This is a genomic window from Clostridium thermobutyricum DSM 4928, from assembly GCF_002050515.1.
Taxonomy (GTDB): Bacteria; Bacillota; Clostridia; order Clostridiales; family Clostridiaceae; genus Clostridium; species Clostridium thermobutyricum.
The window spans coordinates 1-17,170 of record NZ_LTAY01000051.1 but is presented as its reverse complement, the minus strand read 5'-3'; the positions used below and the strand labels follow the sequence as shown (position 1 = coordinate 17,170).

Annotated in this window: 11 protein-coding genes and 1 other annotated feature; of the genes, 8 read left to right on the top strand and 3 right to left on the bottom strand. The window is 26.4% G+C overall.

Annotated elements, in window-relative coordinates:
- Positions 1–372 precede the first annotated feature (372 nt).
- Positions 373–1,398, top strand: a complete 1,026-nt coding sequence (locus CLTHE_RS10330) for a HoxN/HupN/NixA family nickel/cobalt transporter (protein WP_002599274.1) — start codon at positions 373–375, stop codon at positions 1,396–1,398.
- A 239-nt stretch (positions 1,399–1,637) separates the two neighbouring features.
- Here CLTHE_RS10330 and CLTHE_RS10325 read toward each other — a convergent pair whose 3' ends face one another.
- Positions 1,638–2,969, bottom strand: coding sequence for an APC family permease (locus tag CLTHE_RS10325; protein ID WP_080023294.1), 1,332 nt, complete (start codon positions 2,967–2,969; stop codon positions 1,638–1,640).
- A 188-nt stretch (positions 2,970–3,157) separates the two neighbouring features.
- Positions 3,158–3,424 (bottom strand) — a binding site (T-box leader).
- A 492-nt stretch (positions 3,425–3,916) separates the two neighbouring features.
- Between CLTHE_RS10325 and CLTHE_RS10320 the strand changes: the two genes are divergently transcribed.
- From CLTHE_RS10320 to lacZ, 7 genes are all read left to right on the top strand, one after another.
- Positions 3,917–5,296, top strand: coding sequence for an MATE family efflux transporter (locus CLTHE_RS10320; protein WP_080023292.1), 1,380 nt, complete (start codon positions 3,917–3,919; stop codon positions 5,294–5,296).
- Positions 5,297–5,622: 326 nt separating this feature from the next.
- Positions 5,623–6,666 (top strand): aldose epimerase family protein, encoded by a 1,044-nt coding sequence (locus CLTHE_RS10315; RefSeq protein WP_080023290.1) that lies wholly within the window; start codon positions 5,623–5,625, stop codon positions 6,664–6,666.
- A 135-nt stretch (positions 6,667–6,801) separates the two neighbouring features.
- On the top strand, positions 6,802–7,821 hold the full coding sequence (locus CLTHE_RS10310; RefSeq protein ID WP_080023288.1) for a LacI family DNA-binding transcriptional regulator: 1,020 nt from the start codon (positions 6,802–6,804) through the stop codon (positions 7,819–7,821).
- A 250-nt stretch (positions 7,822–8,071) separates the two neighbouring features.
- Entirely contained in the window at positions 8,072–9,235 is a 1,164-nt protein-coding gene (locus CLTHE_RS10305; protein WP_080023285.1) for a galactokinase, read from the top strand.
- 12 nt (positions 9,236–9,247) lie between these two features.
- The gene (gene galT / locus CLTHE_RS10300) at positions 9,248–10,762 is read left to right on the top strand and encodes a UDP-glucose--hexose-1-phosphate uridylyltransferase (RefSeq protein ID WP_080023284.1); all 1,515 of its coding nucleotides are present in this window, start codon (positions 9,248–9,250) and stop codon (positions 10,760–10,762) included.
- Positions 10,763–10,800: 38 nt separating this feature from the next.
- Positions 10,801–11,967: an MFS transporter gene (locus CLTHE_RS10295; RefSeq protein ID WP_080023283.1), complete on the top strand. Its 1,167-nt coding sequence runs from the start codon at positions 10,801–10,803 to the stop codon at positions 11,965–11,967.
- Between the two features lie 130 nt (positions 11,968–12,097).
- Positions 12,098–15,124, top strand: coding sequence for a beta-galactosidase, LacZ type (gene lacZ / locus CLTHE_RS10290; RefSeq protein ID WP_080023282.1), 3,027 nt, complete (start codon positions 12,098–12,100; stop codon positions 15,122–15,124).
- Positions 15,125–15,502: 378 nt separating this feature from the next.
- Here the strand turns inward: lacZ and hdcB are convergent, their stop codons facing one another.
- Entirely contained in the window at positions 15,503–16,027 is a 525-nt protein-coding gene (gene hdcB, locus CLTHE_RS10285) for a histidine decarboxylase maturation protein HdcB (protein WP_080023281.1), read from the bottom strand.
- Positions 16,028–16,049: 22 nt separating this feature from the next.
- Positions 16,050–16,985 carry a histidine decarboxylase, pyruvoyl type gene (gene hdcA, locus CLTHE_RS10280; protein ID WP_080023279.1) on the bottom strand — a complete coding sequence of 312 codons (936 nt, stop codon included), beginning with the start codon at positions 16,983–16,985 and terminating at the stop codon, positions 16,050–16,052.
- Positions 16,986–17,170: the final 185 nt, after the last annotated feature.

Genomic DNA, 17,170 nt, shown 5'->3' with positions numbered 1-17,170 from the left:
ATATTACTATTTATTTTAGACTTAAATAATTAAAAAATAAAATAAAAAATTTAAAAATAAAAGTTTCATTATTAATTTTTTTATAAATTTTGCCTGCAAATATTAATAAAAAAAGTTAAAAAAAAATATAATTTGAATTTTTTAATAGGTAAATTGTAAGAAAGTTAATTTTGGATTATACTTATTACAGCTTCAACTTGTAGCTAATTTTTATATAATTTTCTTTATTTTTTGGAATTATTTATTTTTTGAAATGAAAAATTATAAAATAATTATTATTAAAATATCTTTATATTTATAAATTTAGAAAATTGTATATAATAAATAAAATTAAATTATGTACGCTAAGTGCAGTGAAAGGAATGATTTTTTATGCGTAACAGTAGTCCAAACTGGAAAGTGGATGCGATAAAATATGGAGCATTCATAATTTTTATGTTTATCTGTGGAGGAATATTTCTTGCAACTGGAGTCTTTAAGTTTCCAACACTTTTAGGAATGGGTGTTATATCTTTAACTTTTGGACTTGCACATGCATTCGATTGTGACCATATAGCATGTATTGATAATATGACTCGTAAGTTAGTTCAAAAAGGAGGAAAAACTAGAGGAGCTGGATTCTTCTTTTCATTAGGACATTCAACTGTAGTTATGCTTATGGGAATAGCAACAATTTTTGCTGTTAACTGGGCAAAGAAAGCAATACCTCAATTTCAAGCTGTTGGAGGAGTTATAGGTACTGTAATTTCAGCTGTATTTTTATTACTTCTTGCTATTGCTAACTTTATTATATTAAAAGATGTAGTAAAAACGTTTAAAAGTATGAAAAATGGTACATATGTTGAGGAAAGTCTTGAGAGACCAAATACAAATTACATAAATAGAACGATAAATCACATACTTAACATAGCTAATAAAAATTGGCATATATATATTATAGGTTTCTTATTTGGACTTGGATTTGATACAGCAACACAAATAGCAGTTCTTGCTACATCAGCAACAGCAACAGCTCAAGGAATTCCATGGACTGCAGTAATAGCTTTCCCTATTTTATTTACTGCAGGTATGTGTCTTATGGATACATTAGATGGATTCTTTATGTCTACAGCTTATCAATGGGTTCTTACTTCACCATTAAAGAAAGTATATTACAACATGACTATCACTATCCTTTCTATATTAGCAGCAGGAGTAATAAGTATTATAGAAGTTGGACAAGTTTTTGCTATGGAAAGAGGCTTAAATAATGGTTTCTGGGGATGGCTACAAAACTTAGATTTTGGTAAGATGGGATTCACTCTTGTAGGAATGTTTATATTAGTTTGGGTTGTATCTTTAGTTTGTTGGAAAGCATTTAATTTAGATAAAAAAGACGAATTATATAAACAAATTTAAATAAAAGACTAACTAAATATTATAAATAATATATATTATTAAAAGCTTTTAAATGTAAGGAATATATGTTTAATAAGATATATTTTTATAAATAGTAAAAAAACAGTTTAGAAAGGAAACCTTTCTAAACTGTTTTTTTTATTTAAAACCATGTAATATACGATAATATTTTCAATTTAGTTAAAAATTCAATATTACTTATATTATAAAAATTATAATTAGTTGAAAAATATTATAGCTTAATATTTAAAATTTTTTCTTTTTAACATATAGTGATATAAAGGGATACCTACAAGTGTTATAATAAGTCCTCCAAGAGCAATAATACTTGTTTTTAGTCCAGACATAAACAATTGATTTATTGTAACAAATAAACCACCAAGTATAGCTATTAAAGGGATAATAGGATATCCAATAACTTTATAAGGTCTATTAATTTCTGGTCTTTCTTTTCTTAATTTAAATACTCCAATAAATATTAATGAATAGAATATCCATATAGTAAATATTGAAAGATTACTTAATAGACTAAATTGCCCACTTAAAGCATATAAAATAGCTAAAATGGCTATAAGCCATGTAGCATTAGCTGGGACATTTTTTTTATTTACTTTTGAAAAAATTTTGCTAAATGGTAAAAGTCTATTATTTGCAAGAACAAAAGGAACTCTAGGAGCTGTCAAAATATATCCATTCAATGTTCCAAGTATAGATATTAATATACCTATATTTATAACTTGAGCACCAACATTACCAAATAATTTTTGTGCAACTAATGAAGCAGGTGTAGAATTAGCCGCTAAATCTTTAGCTGGAACTACAAGTATAAATGCTATATTAATAGCTATGTAAACAGCCATTATTATCATAAGTCCACCAATTATAGCAATTGGAAGGTCTTTTTTAGGATTTTTCATTTCTCCAGCAATATTACCTACATATATCCAACCATCATAAGCAAAAAGTGTTGCAACTAATACTTGTCCAAGTACTGAAGCAAAACTAAGATTATGTCCTAAAAATGGTGTCATTATATTAGAGGCATGTTTATTATTAATAAATCCAAAAGCTATTATAAGAACAATAGGTATAAGTTTACCTACTGTAGAAATAATTTGTACAAAACCTCCTGTTTTTGAACCAAAAAGATTTAAAATTACTATAAATATGATTATTCCTATAGCAATAGGAATTTTTAAATTAGGACAATTAATTACTATACATGCTTGTTCAGCAAAAAGTATAGCAAGAGCAGCAATAACACTAGGAAAATATAGAATAGTTTGCATCCAAGCTGTCAAATATGAAAGTTTTTCTCCATAAATTTCTCGCATATATACCATCATTCCACCAGTTTCAGGAAATAAAGCTGAGATTTCAGTAGCAGTTAAACCTGCTGCAATAGTTATAATTCCACCTAATATCCAAGCAAAAATACCTAAGCCAGGTGCCCCGCCTGTAGCTTTAAAAATTTGTTGAGGCATGAAAAATACACCAGAACCTATTACAAGTCCAATTACTGTAGATAATGCTGCCCAAAATGTTATAGTTTTACTTAAATTATTCTTCACAGTACTTTCTCCTTTGTTTAAATATTTAATTAAATTAGTTTTAGAATTCTGCAACTATTTATTTAGCTAGTTTTTTTATATTTATATTTTAGTTAATAATGTAAAGTTTAAAATTTTATCAAAAAACATTAAGTTTCTTAAATTATTTTAGTTGAATTTTAATTTTTTTTATAAAAAAACTCGTCCTATTATAGGACGAGTTAGTAAACTCGTTAAACCACCTATGGTTAATAATCAATATATAAATTTGATATTTTTCAAAATTTATATTGATTTTAATTTCAGATACTAACATATCCTATCTCTTAACGCGAGCTAACGTGTAAGCTTAATCAGAAATCTTTTCAGCTACCAACTCATAGGTGATTTTCATTGAAATGTACTATGCTTTTTCACCAACCAAGCACTCTCTAAAAATACAGTGAACAATTACTTTTCCTAATCAATGTCTTTTTAGGAGTATTATATAGGACAGATTTATAAAAGTCAATTGAAAAATAATAAAATTTTAATTCTAAATTATGTCTATAGTAAGTATATATGGAATTCGAATATTAAAGGAGATTAGAATTATAGAAATATAATTAATATAGTAATTTTTTAATAAATTTTAATTATGATATTTTATTTTAAATTAAAGTTAACAAAATATATATAATAGGAATGGAGTGAATTTTAGAAAAATTAAGAATATGAAAAAGACATATAATTTATTATAAAAAATTATTATGTTTATAGTGAAAATAGTCTGTTTTAGTGAGTAAGCTTATGATATATAAATTAAATTATATTTCAAAATAATTATGATTGAATAAAAAGGAATTAATTAGTAATATTAATTATGGGACAAATAGTAAAAATAATAATTTATTTAATTTAAAAGGGTATATAAAGAGATGAGTGAGTATTTAATAAGAGCTTCGTAATGTTCTTATTAAAGATAAGAAATGTTTAAGAGTAATGTTGATTTATTGAGAGGAAATATTTTAAAATCTCTTATAATATTTGCAATACCATTATTTATATCTAATTTATTTCAACAGTTATATAACACTGTAGATATAATGATTGTAGGTAATTATTTAGGAGATACATCTTTAGCTGCAATAGGAGCTTGTGCAGCTGTTTATGAGCTTTTAATTGGATTTTCACTAGGAGTTGGAAACGGTCTTAGTATAGTAACAGCTAGAGGCTATGGATCAAATGATGAAGATTTAGTAAAAAGATCAGTTGCAGGTTCATTAGTTATTGGAGTAGGAATAGCAGTTATAATAATGATTATATCAGGATTATTTTTATATCCATTATTAGAATTAGTAAATACACCTGCAAATATTATAGAAGAAACATATTCATATATTTCTGTAATTGGAATGTTTATTGGAGTAACTTTTTTATATAATTTATGTTCAGGATTTCTGCGAGCAACAGGAAATAGTATGATGCCTTTAGTTTTTCTTATAATTGCATCTATATTAAATATTGGACTAGATATTTTATTTATTACACAATTTAATATGGGGATTAGAGGAGCAGCTGTAGCTACAGTTATAGCTCAAGGAATATCAGGAATTTTGTGTATTTTATATATTTACTTTAAATGTCCAATTTTAATTCCTAAGAAGGAACATTTTAAAGTTTCTAAAGAGTTATATAAGGATTTATTAGGACAAGGGTTATCTATGGGAGTTATGATTTTAATAGTTTCAGTAGGAACTGTAATACTTCAAACTGCTATAAATGGATTTGGGAATTTAATAATTGCTGGGCATACTGCAGCTAGAAAAATAGGAAGTTTTGCAATGATTCCTATTAGTTCACTTGCCATTAGCCTTTCAACTTTTGTTTCTCAAAATAAAGGAGCAAATCAGGGGTATAGAATAAGAAAAGCTGTATATTATTCAAATTTAATGTCAATTATATGGGGATGTATACTTGTTGTATCACTAATATTAGTAGCGCCTATTTTAGTAAAATTTTTAACAGGTTCAAGTGAAGAGATTCTTATAAATACAGGGGTTAAATATGTAGTAATAAACGCACCTTTTTATGCAGTATTAGGTATATTGTTGAATTTAAGAAATGCACTTCAAGGAATAGGAGAAAAGGTTTTACCTCTTATTTCAAGTATAATAGAGTTTGTTGGGAAAATAATTTTTGTAGCAGTATTTATTCCAATGCTTCAATACTTAGGTGTAATAATTAGTGAACCAGTTATATGGTGTTTTATGTGTGCACAGCTTGCATATGCATTTTATAGAAATCCATATATTAAAGAAAATAAAGTGGAGAAAACAGAAGAGGAAAATTTAGAAAGAATAATGTAGATAATAATTAATAATTGAAAAAAATATAGAGTATAAGATTCTTTAATAAAAATGAACATTTTATTATTGTTTACAATGATAAATAAATGTATTTATAATTAAATATTTTTAAGCATAATTTTTGATACCATACTATAAAATAGTGTGGTATTATTTATATTATTACAAGTATTTGGAAATTGAGAGGTATAATTATGTGGAAATGAAAAAATAAATTTTAAATTAGGAACAAGTGATATAGTTTAGAAATAATTAACAATTATTTGATATTATTTTTTTGGTAAATAAAATTGTAAATAATTACTTTAAAAGGAGGAAATAAAAAAATGAAGTTAAAAAGGGAATCAATAGGAAAATTAGGGGATGAAGAAATAATAAAATATAGTGTTGATAATGAAAAAGGTCTTAAGGTATCCATATTAAATTTAGGGGCAACTATAACTGAAATAAAAACAGTAGATAGAAATGGAGAGTTTGAGCATATAGTTTTAAGTTATGAAGATGAAAAAAATTATATAGAAAATCCTTCTTATTATGGTGCAACTGTAGGAAGAACTGCAGGAAGAATTGATAAAGGAAGATTTACTTTAAATGACAACGAATACATTCTTAATAAGAATTATGGAGTGAACAGTGGACATGGTGGAAGTGTTGGATTTAATAAAAAGATTTGGAATGTAAATGCTATAGAAACAAAAGAAAAGATAACTTTAGAGTTTAGCTATTTATCAAAGGATTTAGAAGAAGGATATCCAGGAAATTTAGAGATTAAGGTTTCTTATGAAATTACTGAGGATAATAAGTTAATATTTAAAATACGAGGAGTTTCAGACAAGGATACTTTAATGAATATAACTAATCATTGTTATTTTAACTTATCAGGAGATTATAAAGAAGATATATTAAATCATACTTTAAAGATGAATTGTGATAGATTTTTAGCTATTGATGAAAATGGAGGAGTGACAGGAGAAATTATCCCTGTTAATAATACAGAGTTTGATTTTATAGAAGAGAAAAAGATTGGACAAGATATAGAAGGATTATCTAAACAAATGAAGCTTGGATATGGATATGATCATCCATTTATGTTTAATGAAAATGAAAAAGGTAATATAGAACTTTATGATGAAAAAAGTGGTAGATATATGAAAATAACTACAGAATATCCTTGTGTTGTAGTATATAGTCAAAACTTTATAGATAGCTTAGTTTTAAAAGAAGGTAAAGAAACAAAGAGGAGAAATGGTATTTGCTTAGAAGTTCAATATCCACCAATAGGATATAATGAATCATTTAAAGAGTTTTCTATTTTAAAAGCTCATGAAATATTTAATAAAGAAACTATATATGAGTTTGGAGTAAAGTAAAAAGAGAATTTATAGTATAAAATATGTAGTTAAATTATTTAAGTAAAAAAGTTATATTTTTTACTAAAACATTGAAACGAATCTTCCTTATATGATAGTATTTAAAGTAATAAAGAATATAAAGGAATGTGAGTTATGGCAACATTAAAAGAAATAGCAGAAGTTGTAGGGGTATCTATTGCAACTGTATCAAGAGTTTTAAATCATGATGATAAGATTTCAGTTTCAGATACAACAAAAATGAATATATTTGAGACAGCAGAAAAGTTAAATTATAAGACATTAAAAAATAAAAAAGAAGGCTTGATTAAAGATGCTAAAAAAATAAAAATTGGAATTATTGAAATGTGCAGTATAACACAGCAATTAGAGGACCCATATTATTTATTACTTAGAAAAGTGATTGAAAAAGAATGCTTTGAAAATAATTTAAGCACCATTAGTATTTACATAAAAGAAGGTGGATATAAATTTATTGGTGATGAAGAGATTGATGGAGTAATTGCAATAGGAAAATTTAATGATGAAGATGTGGACTTAATGGAGAAATTATCTAAAAATATAATTTTTGTAGATTCTTCACCAAGAGACACTCATGATTCTGTAAAGATTAATTTTAAAAGTGGAACTCTTAAAGCATTAGAATATTTATGGGAATTAGGTCACAAGAATATTGGATATGTTGGAAGTATAAAAACTTTAAATGATAAGAAAGAAAAAGAAATAGATGAAAGATATAGTATTTATTTAGAATATATGAAAAAAAATAATGCATATAGAGAAGAAAATGTATTAGATACAAATGAAATGACAGCTTTACTTGGATATGAAAAGATAAAAGGCTTTTTAAAGAGTAAAAAAGAAATTCCAACAGCATTTTTTGTAGGAAATGATACTGTAGTAACAGGTGTTTTAAAGGCTTTATCAGAAGAAGGTATTCGAGTTCCTGAAGATGTAAGTATTGTTGGATTTAATGATATTGTTGGAGCAAGACACACAACACCACCATTAACAACAGTAAGTGCACATATTGAATATTTAGCTGATGCTGCAATTGATTTATTGTTAGAGAGAATAGATAAAAAAAGAGAATATCCAAAAGAAGTTCTTATAGCAAGTAGATTAGTAGTTAGAGAAACAGTAAAAAAAATTTAAAAGTTTAAAATAAAAAAACTCCTTTTTAGGAGTTTTTTTTATTTAAATTGTATTCTAATTTCCGTATTAAGTGCTTATAAATAAAGTAAAACAAATTTTAGTAAAAGCAAAAGTAAAAAATAAAACAAATTTTAGTAAAAAATAAAAATATTTTTACTAAAAATGTTTACATTGAAGAAAAAATATAATATGCTATGGATATAGGATATATTGTAAAAACAAAAATTATTTGGAATAAGGAGGAATAGAAATGAAAAATAAAATGATAGAAATGTTTAAAAATACTTACTCAGATTGTGAAGGGGTAAGAGTATTCTTTTCACCAGGAAGAGTTAACTTAATAGGAGAGCATACAGATTATAATGGTGGAAATGTATTTCCATGTTCATTAAGCTTTGGAACTTATGGAGCAATAAGAACTAGAGAAGATAATTTAGTTAGAGTTTATTCAGAGAACTTCAAAGATTTAGGAATAATAGAATTTAATATAGAGAATTTAAAAAATGAAAAACAACATGATTGGGCAAACTATCTAAAAGGTGTTTTAGATGTATTGGACAAGCATGGATATAAAATAAAAAATGGATTTGAAATGGTTGTTTACGGAAACATTCCAAATGGAGCTGGGCTTTCATCATCAGCATCATTAGAATTATTAATGGCAGTTATGATGAATGAAATCCACAAGTTTAATATTGATAGAGTTGAGTTGGTTAAGTATTGCCAAGAAGCAGAAAATAAATTTATTGGAGTTAACTGTGGAATAATGGATCAGTTTGCTATTGGAATGGGAAAAGAAGATTCAGCGATATTGTTAGATTGCAATACATTAAAATATAACTATTATCCAATTGTTTTAAAAGATGAAGTAATAATTATAGGTAATACAAATAAAAGAAGAGGTCTTGGAGATTCAAAATATAATGAAAGAAGAAGTGAATGTGAAAAGGCTTTAGAAGAATTACAAACAGAACTTTCTATTTCATCACTTGGAAAGTTAACAGAAGAAGAATTTGAAGAGCACAAACATTTAATAAAAAGTGATATAAGAAGAAAAAGAGCTAAACATGCTGTTTATGAAAATAGAAGAACTTTAAAAGCAGCAGCAGAGCTTGAAAAAGGAAATTTAAATGAGTTTGGAAAGCTTATGAATCAATCACATATATCACTAAGAGATGATTATGAAGTTACAGGAATAGAATTAGACACAATAGTTGATTTAGCTTGGAATTTTGAAGGAACTATTGGAGCGAGAATGACTGGTGCTGGCTTTGGCGGTTGTGCAGTATTTATAGTAAAAGCAGATAAAAAAGATGAATTTATAGATTTTGTTTCTAAAGGATATAAAGAAAAAATAGGATATGATGCAGAGTTCTATATAGCTAATATAGGAACTAGAACAACAGAAATTTAAGGGAGTATATTTATGGATATATACAAAGAGATTGAAAGATTAGTTCAATATGGATTAAAAAAAGAATTATTTAAAGAAGAGGACAAGATATTTATAAGGAATTCTTTAATAGCTTTATTTAATTTAGATGAATATAAAGAAGTAAAAATAGAAGATGAAGACTTAGATTCACCAACAGAAATATTAGATAATCTATTAAACTATGCTTTTGAACAGAGGATTTTAGAGTGGAACACATCAGTATATAGAGATTTATTAGACACCAAAATAATGGGAGTTTTAATGCCAAGACCATCTGAAGTAACTAGAGAATTTAATTTTAAATATAACAAAGATAAAAAAGAAGCTACAGATTATTTTTATAATTTAAGCAAAGTTTGTAATTATATAAGAACAGATAGAATAGCTAAAAATATTACTTGGAAATCAGAAACTGAGTATGGAGACTTAGATATAACTATAAATTTATCTAAGCCAGAAAAAGACCCAAAAGCAATAGCTGCTGCAAAAAATTTAAAGGCATCATCTTATCCAAGCTGTTTACTTTGCAAAGAAAATGTAGGTTATAGTGGAAGAGTAAATCATCCTGCAAGACAGAATCTAAGAGTTATTGAGATAGATTTAAAGAATGAACAATGGTATATGCAATATTCACCATATTCATATTACAGCGAACACAGTATAATTTTCTCTGGCAAACATGTTCCTATGGTTATAGATAAAGATACTTTTGATAGAGGATTAGAGTTTGTAGAAAAGTTTCCACATTATTTTTTAGGGTCAAATGCTGATTTACCTATTGTAGGAGGATCTATTTTATCTCATGATCATTACCAAGGTGGAAGATATGAGTTTGCCATGGATAGAGCTAAAGATGTTAAGAAGTTTAGTGTTGATGGATATGATGATATAGAATTATCCATAATTAAATGGCCATTAACTGTAATTAGAATGAAGACTAAAGATAGAAATAGATTGAGTGAATTAGCTGAAAAGATATTAAACCATTGGAGAGAATACTCTGATGAAAAAGTTGAAATATTGGCTTTTTCAGGTGATATACCACATAACACAATAACTCCAATAATAAGGAGAAGAGGAGAGCTTTTTGAATTAGATTTAGTATTAAGAAATAATAGAACAAATGAAAAACATCCAGATGGAATATTCCATCCACATAAAGAACTTCATCATATAAAGAAAGAAAATATTGGATTGATTGAAGTTTTAGGGTTAGCAGTTCTTCCATCAAGATTAAAAGATGAGCTTGAAGAAATAAAAGATTATATTTTAAATAAAGAAAAATATAAATATAAAATAACAGATACTTTAAAAATTCATTTAGATTGGATAGAAGAGATAGAAGAAAGAAACACTTTTACAAAGGAAAATATAGATGAATTAATTCAAAAAGAAGTTGGAGAAGTGTTTGCTAAAGTTCTAGAACATTGTGGTGTATTTAAATGGGATAATGCTGGAAGAGAAGCATTAGACAGATATATTAGTGATTTAAAATTAAAAATTTAGAATAATTCTACTATTTAAAGAGAGGAATGATTTAACAAATGAAAAATCAAAATAATAAACTAGTACCTATTTTAATTTCATTACCTGCTATAGGATTAGGACTAGCCTGGAATATGAATAGTACTGTAGTACCATTAATAGTAGCTACTGTAACTAAATCTTCATTTCTACTTGGGTTATTAGTTTCTATGGCATCATTTACAGGATTATTTGCTCCGTATATTTCAGGAACCTTAAGTGATAGAGTAGGAAAAAGAAAACCTTTTGTTTTAATTGGTTCATTATCCGGAGCTATTTTCTTATTTTTATTAGGATATTCCTCATTTTATTTTGAAATGTTTATTTTTGCTTTTTTATTTTATTTATCAATGAACTTTTATCAAGGAGTTTATTATGCATGGGTACCAGAAGCAGTCGAAAAAAATGCAATTGGACTAGCTACAGGATTTAGAACATCTTTTTATTTTATTGGTGGAATTATAGTGTTTGCTTCTGGAGTTGTTCTATTTAATATAAATCCTGCGTTACCACTTATTGTATCAGGAATTGTTGTAATAGTAACAAACTTAATAACTGTTGCCTTTGTAAAAGAAGATAGTAATCATTTAGTAAAATCAACTGTAAAAATTAGTTTTGATTTTATAAAAAATAAATCAGCAATGAAAGTATTCATGACTGCATTCTTTTTATATTTATCATACGGATTTATTATGCCATATTGGATACAATATTATGAAAAAATGAATGGATTTACAAGCAATGAAATAAGTACAGCTTTAACTGGAATGACTTTAATGGGTCTTATATTTTCAATTCTTATAGGAAAATTATGTGATAGATACAATAAACAATTAATTTTATTTATCTCATGTACAATTTGGTTAATTGGATTTATTGTTGGAGCATTTGTTATGAATTTAAGTATGTTATGGGCATTTACATTAATTTTTGGATTAGCTTGTGCTATGTTTAGTGTAGTATTTTATGTTTTAATTCCAGCTGTTGCACCTAAAGATAGATTAGGAGAATATATGGGAATAAATAATATATTTATAAGTCTTCCACAGATTATAGGAAATCTTATAGCAGGAAAATTAATAACAAATAATGCTTATTTAATATTTCCATGTTGTATTATTTTTATAATTATAGCTATATTAATATGTTCCATAGGTAAAATTAAGCTTAATGATAACAAAATATAGATATAAAAAAGATTGATTAAGAAAGAATCTATTAGATTTTTATAGAGTTTTAATTAAGCATATGTTAATTATGTATATCCTTCTGTAAAGGTTAACAAGAAATGAAAAGATATTAAAAGGAGATGTTTTTATGAATAATATTCCAAAATTAGATTGGTTAGAAAACCCAGAAGTTTTTAAGATAAATAGAATAGATGCACATTCAGACCATTTATATTATGAAAAAGAGGATGATATAGCATTAGGTTATGATATGCCTCTTAGACAATATTTAAATGGAAAATGGAAATTTTCATATGCAATAAATCAAGATAAAAGAATAAAAGATTTTTATAAAGAAAGTTTTAATTGTGAAAATTTTAATGAGATAGATGTTCCAGGACATATACAACTTCAAGGATATGATAATGTTCAATATATAAATACATTATATCCTTGGGATGGAAGAGAAGAACTTAGACCACCTCATATTTCTAAGGAATATAATCCTGTAGGTAGTTATATCAAATATTTTGAGTTGAAAAATGAATTAAAGAATAAAAAAGTATTTATATCATTTCAAGGAGTAGAAACAGCCTTTTATCTTTGGTTAAATGGAGAGTTTATAGGATATAGTGAAGATTCATTTACACCATCAGAATTTGAATTAACAAAATATCTAAAAAATGGGGAAAATAAATTAGCAGTTGAAGTATATAAGAGAAGCAGTGCTAGTTGGCTTGAAGATCAAGATTTTTGGAGATTTTCAGGAATATTTAGAGATGTTTATTTATATGCAACTCCAAAATGCCATGTGAAGGATTTATTTGTAAAACAAGATTTAGATGATACTTATAAAAATGGTAAGTTAGAAGTTAATATCAAATTAGATGCTTTAGAAAAATGTATAGTTAAGGCATATCTAAAAGATAAAGATGAAAAAACTATATGTAAGTTTAATGAAGTAGAAGGAACTGGGAATATAATATTTAATGAAGTAATAAAAAATGTTAATTTATGGAGTGCGGAGAATCCTTATCTTTATACTTTATATATTGAAATTTTAGATGAGAAAAATAATTTAATAGAGATAATTCCTCAAAAAGTAGGATTTAGAAAGTTCGAATTAAAAAATAAAATAATGCATTTAAATGGAAAAAGGATTATATTTAAAGGCGTTAATAGACATGAATTTAGTTGCAAAACTGGACGAGCTATAAGCAAAGAAGACATGATTTGGGATATCAAATTTATAAAACAAAATAATATAAATGCAGTTAGAACTTCTCATTATCCAAATCAAAGTTATTTTTATGATTTATGTGACGAATACGGAATTTATTTGATAGATGAAGCTAATTTAGAAAGTCATGGTTCATGGATGAAACTAGGAAAGTGTGAACCTAGTTGGAATATACCAGGTTCATTACCAGAGTGGAGAGATGTAGTTGTAGATAGAGCTGAATCTATGTTTCAAAGAGATAAAAATCATCCATCTATTCTTATGTGGTCTTGTGGAAATGAGTCATATGCTGGAACAAATATTTTAGAAATGGCAAACTATTTTCATAAAAATGATGATACTCGTTTAGTTCATTATGAGGGAGTATTCTGGAATAGAGAATTTAATTATATAAGTGATATAGAAAGTAGGATGTATGCAAAGCCACATGAAATAGAAGAATATTTAAATAATAATCCTGAAAAACCTTATATTAATTGTGAGTACACTCATGCTATGGGAAATTCTTGTGGAGGTATGAATTTATATTCAGAACTTGAAGATAAATATTTAATGTATCAAGGTGGTTTCATATGGGATTATATAGATCAAGCTATAGAAACAACTGATGATAATGGAAATAAAATTTTAGCTTATGGTGGAGATTTTGATGATAGAGCAACAGACTATTGTTTCTGTACAAATGGAATTATATATGCAGACAGAACTCCATCACCAAAGGTTCAAGAAGTTAAATATCTTTACTCAAATGTTAAAATAGATATAGATGATAATGGAATTGTTATAAAAAATAATAATTTATTTATAACTACAGAAGATTATGATTTTATAATATCTTTAGAAAAAGAAGGAGAAAAATTACTTGAAAAAACTATAAAAGTAGTTGTTAATCCACAAGAAAAGAAAATTATAGATTTTAAATATCCAGAGCTTAAAGAAAATGGAGAATATATATTAAATGTTTCTATGGTATTAAATAATGATACTATATGGACAAATAAAGGACATGAAGTAACTTTTGGACAATATGCATTTAATATAAATGAGTTTAAAAATGAGGAAAATAGTGAAAAAGGTGAATTTAAGGTTATTCATGGAGATGGAAATATAGGAGTTAAAGGTAATAATTTTTACTTTATGTTTTCTATGCAAGAAGGTGGAATAGTCTCTTTATGTTATGATGGAAAAGAATATATAACAAGAACACCTAAAACATCTTATTTTAGAGCTACAACAGATAATGACAAAGGAAATATGCATAATTTTAGATGTGCACAATGGCAAATAGCAGGAGCAAACCAAAAGCTTATAGATTTTAAATTAGAAGAAAAAGAAAATGAAGCTATATTAACATATACATTTGAATTACCAACTGCTATACCAACTAATAATGTCATTAAATATACTGTAAAAAGATGTGGAGATATAGATGTAAATATAGATTATAAAGGAGTAGAAGGTTTATCTGAAATTCCGTTACTTTCTATGGATTTTAAGCTAAAGAGAGAGTTTGATAATTTTAAATATTATGGATATGGTCCAGAGGAAAATTATATAGATAGAAGTCAAGGAGCAAGACTTGGAGTATTTGAGAGTACAGCCAAAGAAAATATGTCAAGATATTTAATTCCTCAAGAATGTGGAAACAGAATGAATGTAAGATGGGCAGAAGTAACTAATAATAATGGAGATGGATTGAAATTTAAATTTAAAAATAATCCATTTGAATTAAGTGTATTACCATATAGTGCTTATGAAATAGAAAATGCTATGCATATTTACGAATTGCCTAATATAAATTATACTTGGGTTCGTATAATTGCTAAACAAATGGGTGTTGGTGGTGATGATAGCTGGGGAGCACCAGTACATGATGAATTCTTAATTCCATCTAATAAAGATATAAAATTTGATTTTACTATATCAAGGATTTAAAACTTTTGAAGTAATAAAGAGAGTTTAATATGCTTTCTTTATTACTTTTTAATTTAATATTAATATATTACGAAGATAAGATTAAATATTAAATTAGGAAAATACCGTATTATTCAAAAAAATATACGGTATTTTTTAGTGCACAATTTATAAAAAATACAAATTTAAGATGAAAAATAATTTTTGAAAATTAAATAAATAATATTTTAATTTTCAAAAATTATTCTATATCATAAAAAAGAAATGATTAAAGAGGAGAAATAATAAAAGGTCTTTTAAATAAGACCTTTTTAATATTAATATATCTTAAAAATATATAAATAAATATTTACAAAGAACAAAGTTATAATTTCCTTTATCCTTTGTAAATATCAATTATTACTTACCAGCTTTAGGGTAAACTGGATTAGCATCATCATATTGATAATGACTGATATTACCATCTTGCATCCAACGACGTAGACGATCAACTTCTTCTGCATGGTCTGGGTCTAATAATTGAGGAAATTCACCTCGAATAGTATTATCATAATTCGCACTATTAATTTTTTTTGGCTTTACATCCTGAACAAAATCATATGCACGACCAAAAATAATATTATCAAGAACCCACTCATTACCTGATTTAAAGCCAATCTTTAACTTTCCATTAGGTGTACCTTTTGATGCACATGCATAATTAACAGATTCCTTAGTAACTCCATTAATTACATCAGAATAAATTTTATAAACCTTATGAATAGAGGTAACATACATAGCTAAGCTATTATTTTCTTCATTAATAACGATCTGTGATATTTTTTCATCAAGTTTAGAAATATGCAATCCAAATAATTTTTGATATAGCTTATTTGGAACACGTTCTGCAAATCGAATATTATTTATCTTTGATACTTCCTCCATGCAACAATACCTCCATTATCTATTAGTACTTAATTTTTCCATCTATAGTTAGAGATTCATATCCCATTTTATCTAGCCATTCTGGCATAGTTAGATTTTCCATTATTTCCATGTCTTTATCTAGTGTAAGAATTGATCCTCCTGGAATAGAATCAACAGGTAATGTAACATAAGGAGCAACAGTAATAGCATTACCAATTTGGCCAGGTTCCATCATTGTATAAGCGAAACCAATCCAAGATTCTTTAAATGATGTATTAGCATCTTCACCACATTCAGCAATAGATTTTGCAATTGCTTTACGACGACTATCTAAGAATTCAATAAGTTCATCTTCATTAGGAGTTTCCCAAACACCAGAATCTTCAATAAACATATTAGAATTTTTAGCAGGGTCTTTAGCAAATGAAATTGCAATAGCAGACCAAACTCCATAACCTTGACCTGGCTTCATATCAGCATCATTTTTTGGACGTTCTGCTGTAACACCTTTGTTAGCACAAACAATAAATGAACCAGGTGCTGGATAATGTCTACGATTATCTCTAGTACCAAAATATTCAACAAGTGCATCTTGTAAAGGCTTTGCATCATAGATTGGTAAATCACTACCATCCCATTGTTTTACAGTGAAAAGTGGTTTAGCTTTATCAACCTCTGGATTTCTTAGAATGTCATAACCAATAACATGTCCTTGTGGACCAGTAAAGCTTGAAGCAGTTGTCATATTAATTTGTCCAATATATGCATTTTTTGTTTCAGCACGATCATATGAAACAATTCCATCTAAAACATCATCATCAGTTTTATCTCTAACACCAGCATCAACTTTTAAACCAGTAACATATCCATTACCAAGATTTCCAGGTTCCATATAACCACGTGTCCATTGTTTATATGGATTAATAGCAATACGGTCTACTCCAAGTTTATTTAATTTTATATCTAATTCACTCATATCAAAAACCTCCGTTAATTAAATTTAAATAATGTAAATTAAGAAGGCGCCATCTGTATTCTTACAAAACAAGTGTATTCTTAATAAATTTGCTATTCAAGCAACTACTTTATAGTGGTAAATTAGTAAATAAATAAAATTATTGAATAAAAAGTTAATATATGTATAAAATGACGTATATATTC

Bases quoted from the DNA above. Each gene is read 5' to 3' on its own strand.
- CLTHE_RS10330 (WP_002599274.1), top strand. From the start codon at position 373: ATGCGTAACAGTAGTCCAAACTGGAAAGTGGATGCGATAAAATATGGA.
- CLTHE_RS10320 (WP_080023292.1), top strand. From the start codon at position 3,917: ATGTTTAAGAGTAATGTTGATTTATTGAGAGGAAATATTTTAAAATCT.
- CLTHE_RS10315 (WP_080023290.1), top strand. From the start codon at position 5,623: ATGAAGTTAAAAAGGGAATCAATAGGAAAATTAGGGGATGAAGAAATA.
- CLTHE_RS10310 (WP_080023288.1), top strand. From the start codon at position 6,802: ATGGCAACATTAAAAGAAATAGCAGAAGTTGTAGGGGTATCTATTGCA.
- CLTHE_RS10305 (WP_080023285.1), top strand. From the start codon at position 8,072: ATGAAAAATAAAATGATAGAAATGTTTAAAAATACTTACTCAGATTGT.
- galT (WP_080023284.1), top strand. From the start codon at position 9,248: ATGGATATATACAAAGAGATTGAAAGATTAGTTCAATATGGATTAAAA.
- CLTHE_RS10295 (WP_080023283.1), top strand. From the start codon at position 10,801: ATGAAAAATCAAAATAATAAACTAGTACCTATTTTAATTTCATTACCT.
- lacZ (WP_080023282.1), top strand. From the start codon at position 12,098: ATGAATAATATTCCAAAATTAGATTGGTTAGAAAACCCAGAAGTTTTT.
- hdcB (WP_080023281.1), bottom strand. From the start codon at position 16,027: ATGGAGGAAGTATCAAAGATAAATAATATTCGATTTGCAGAACGTGTT.
- hdcA (WP_080023279.1), bottom strand. From the start codon at position 16,985: ATGAGTGAATTAGATATAAAATTAAATAAACTTGGAGTAGACCGTATT.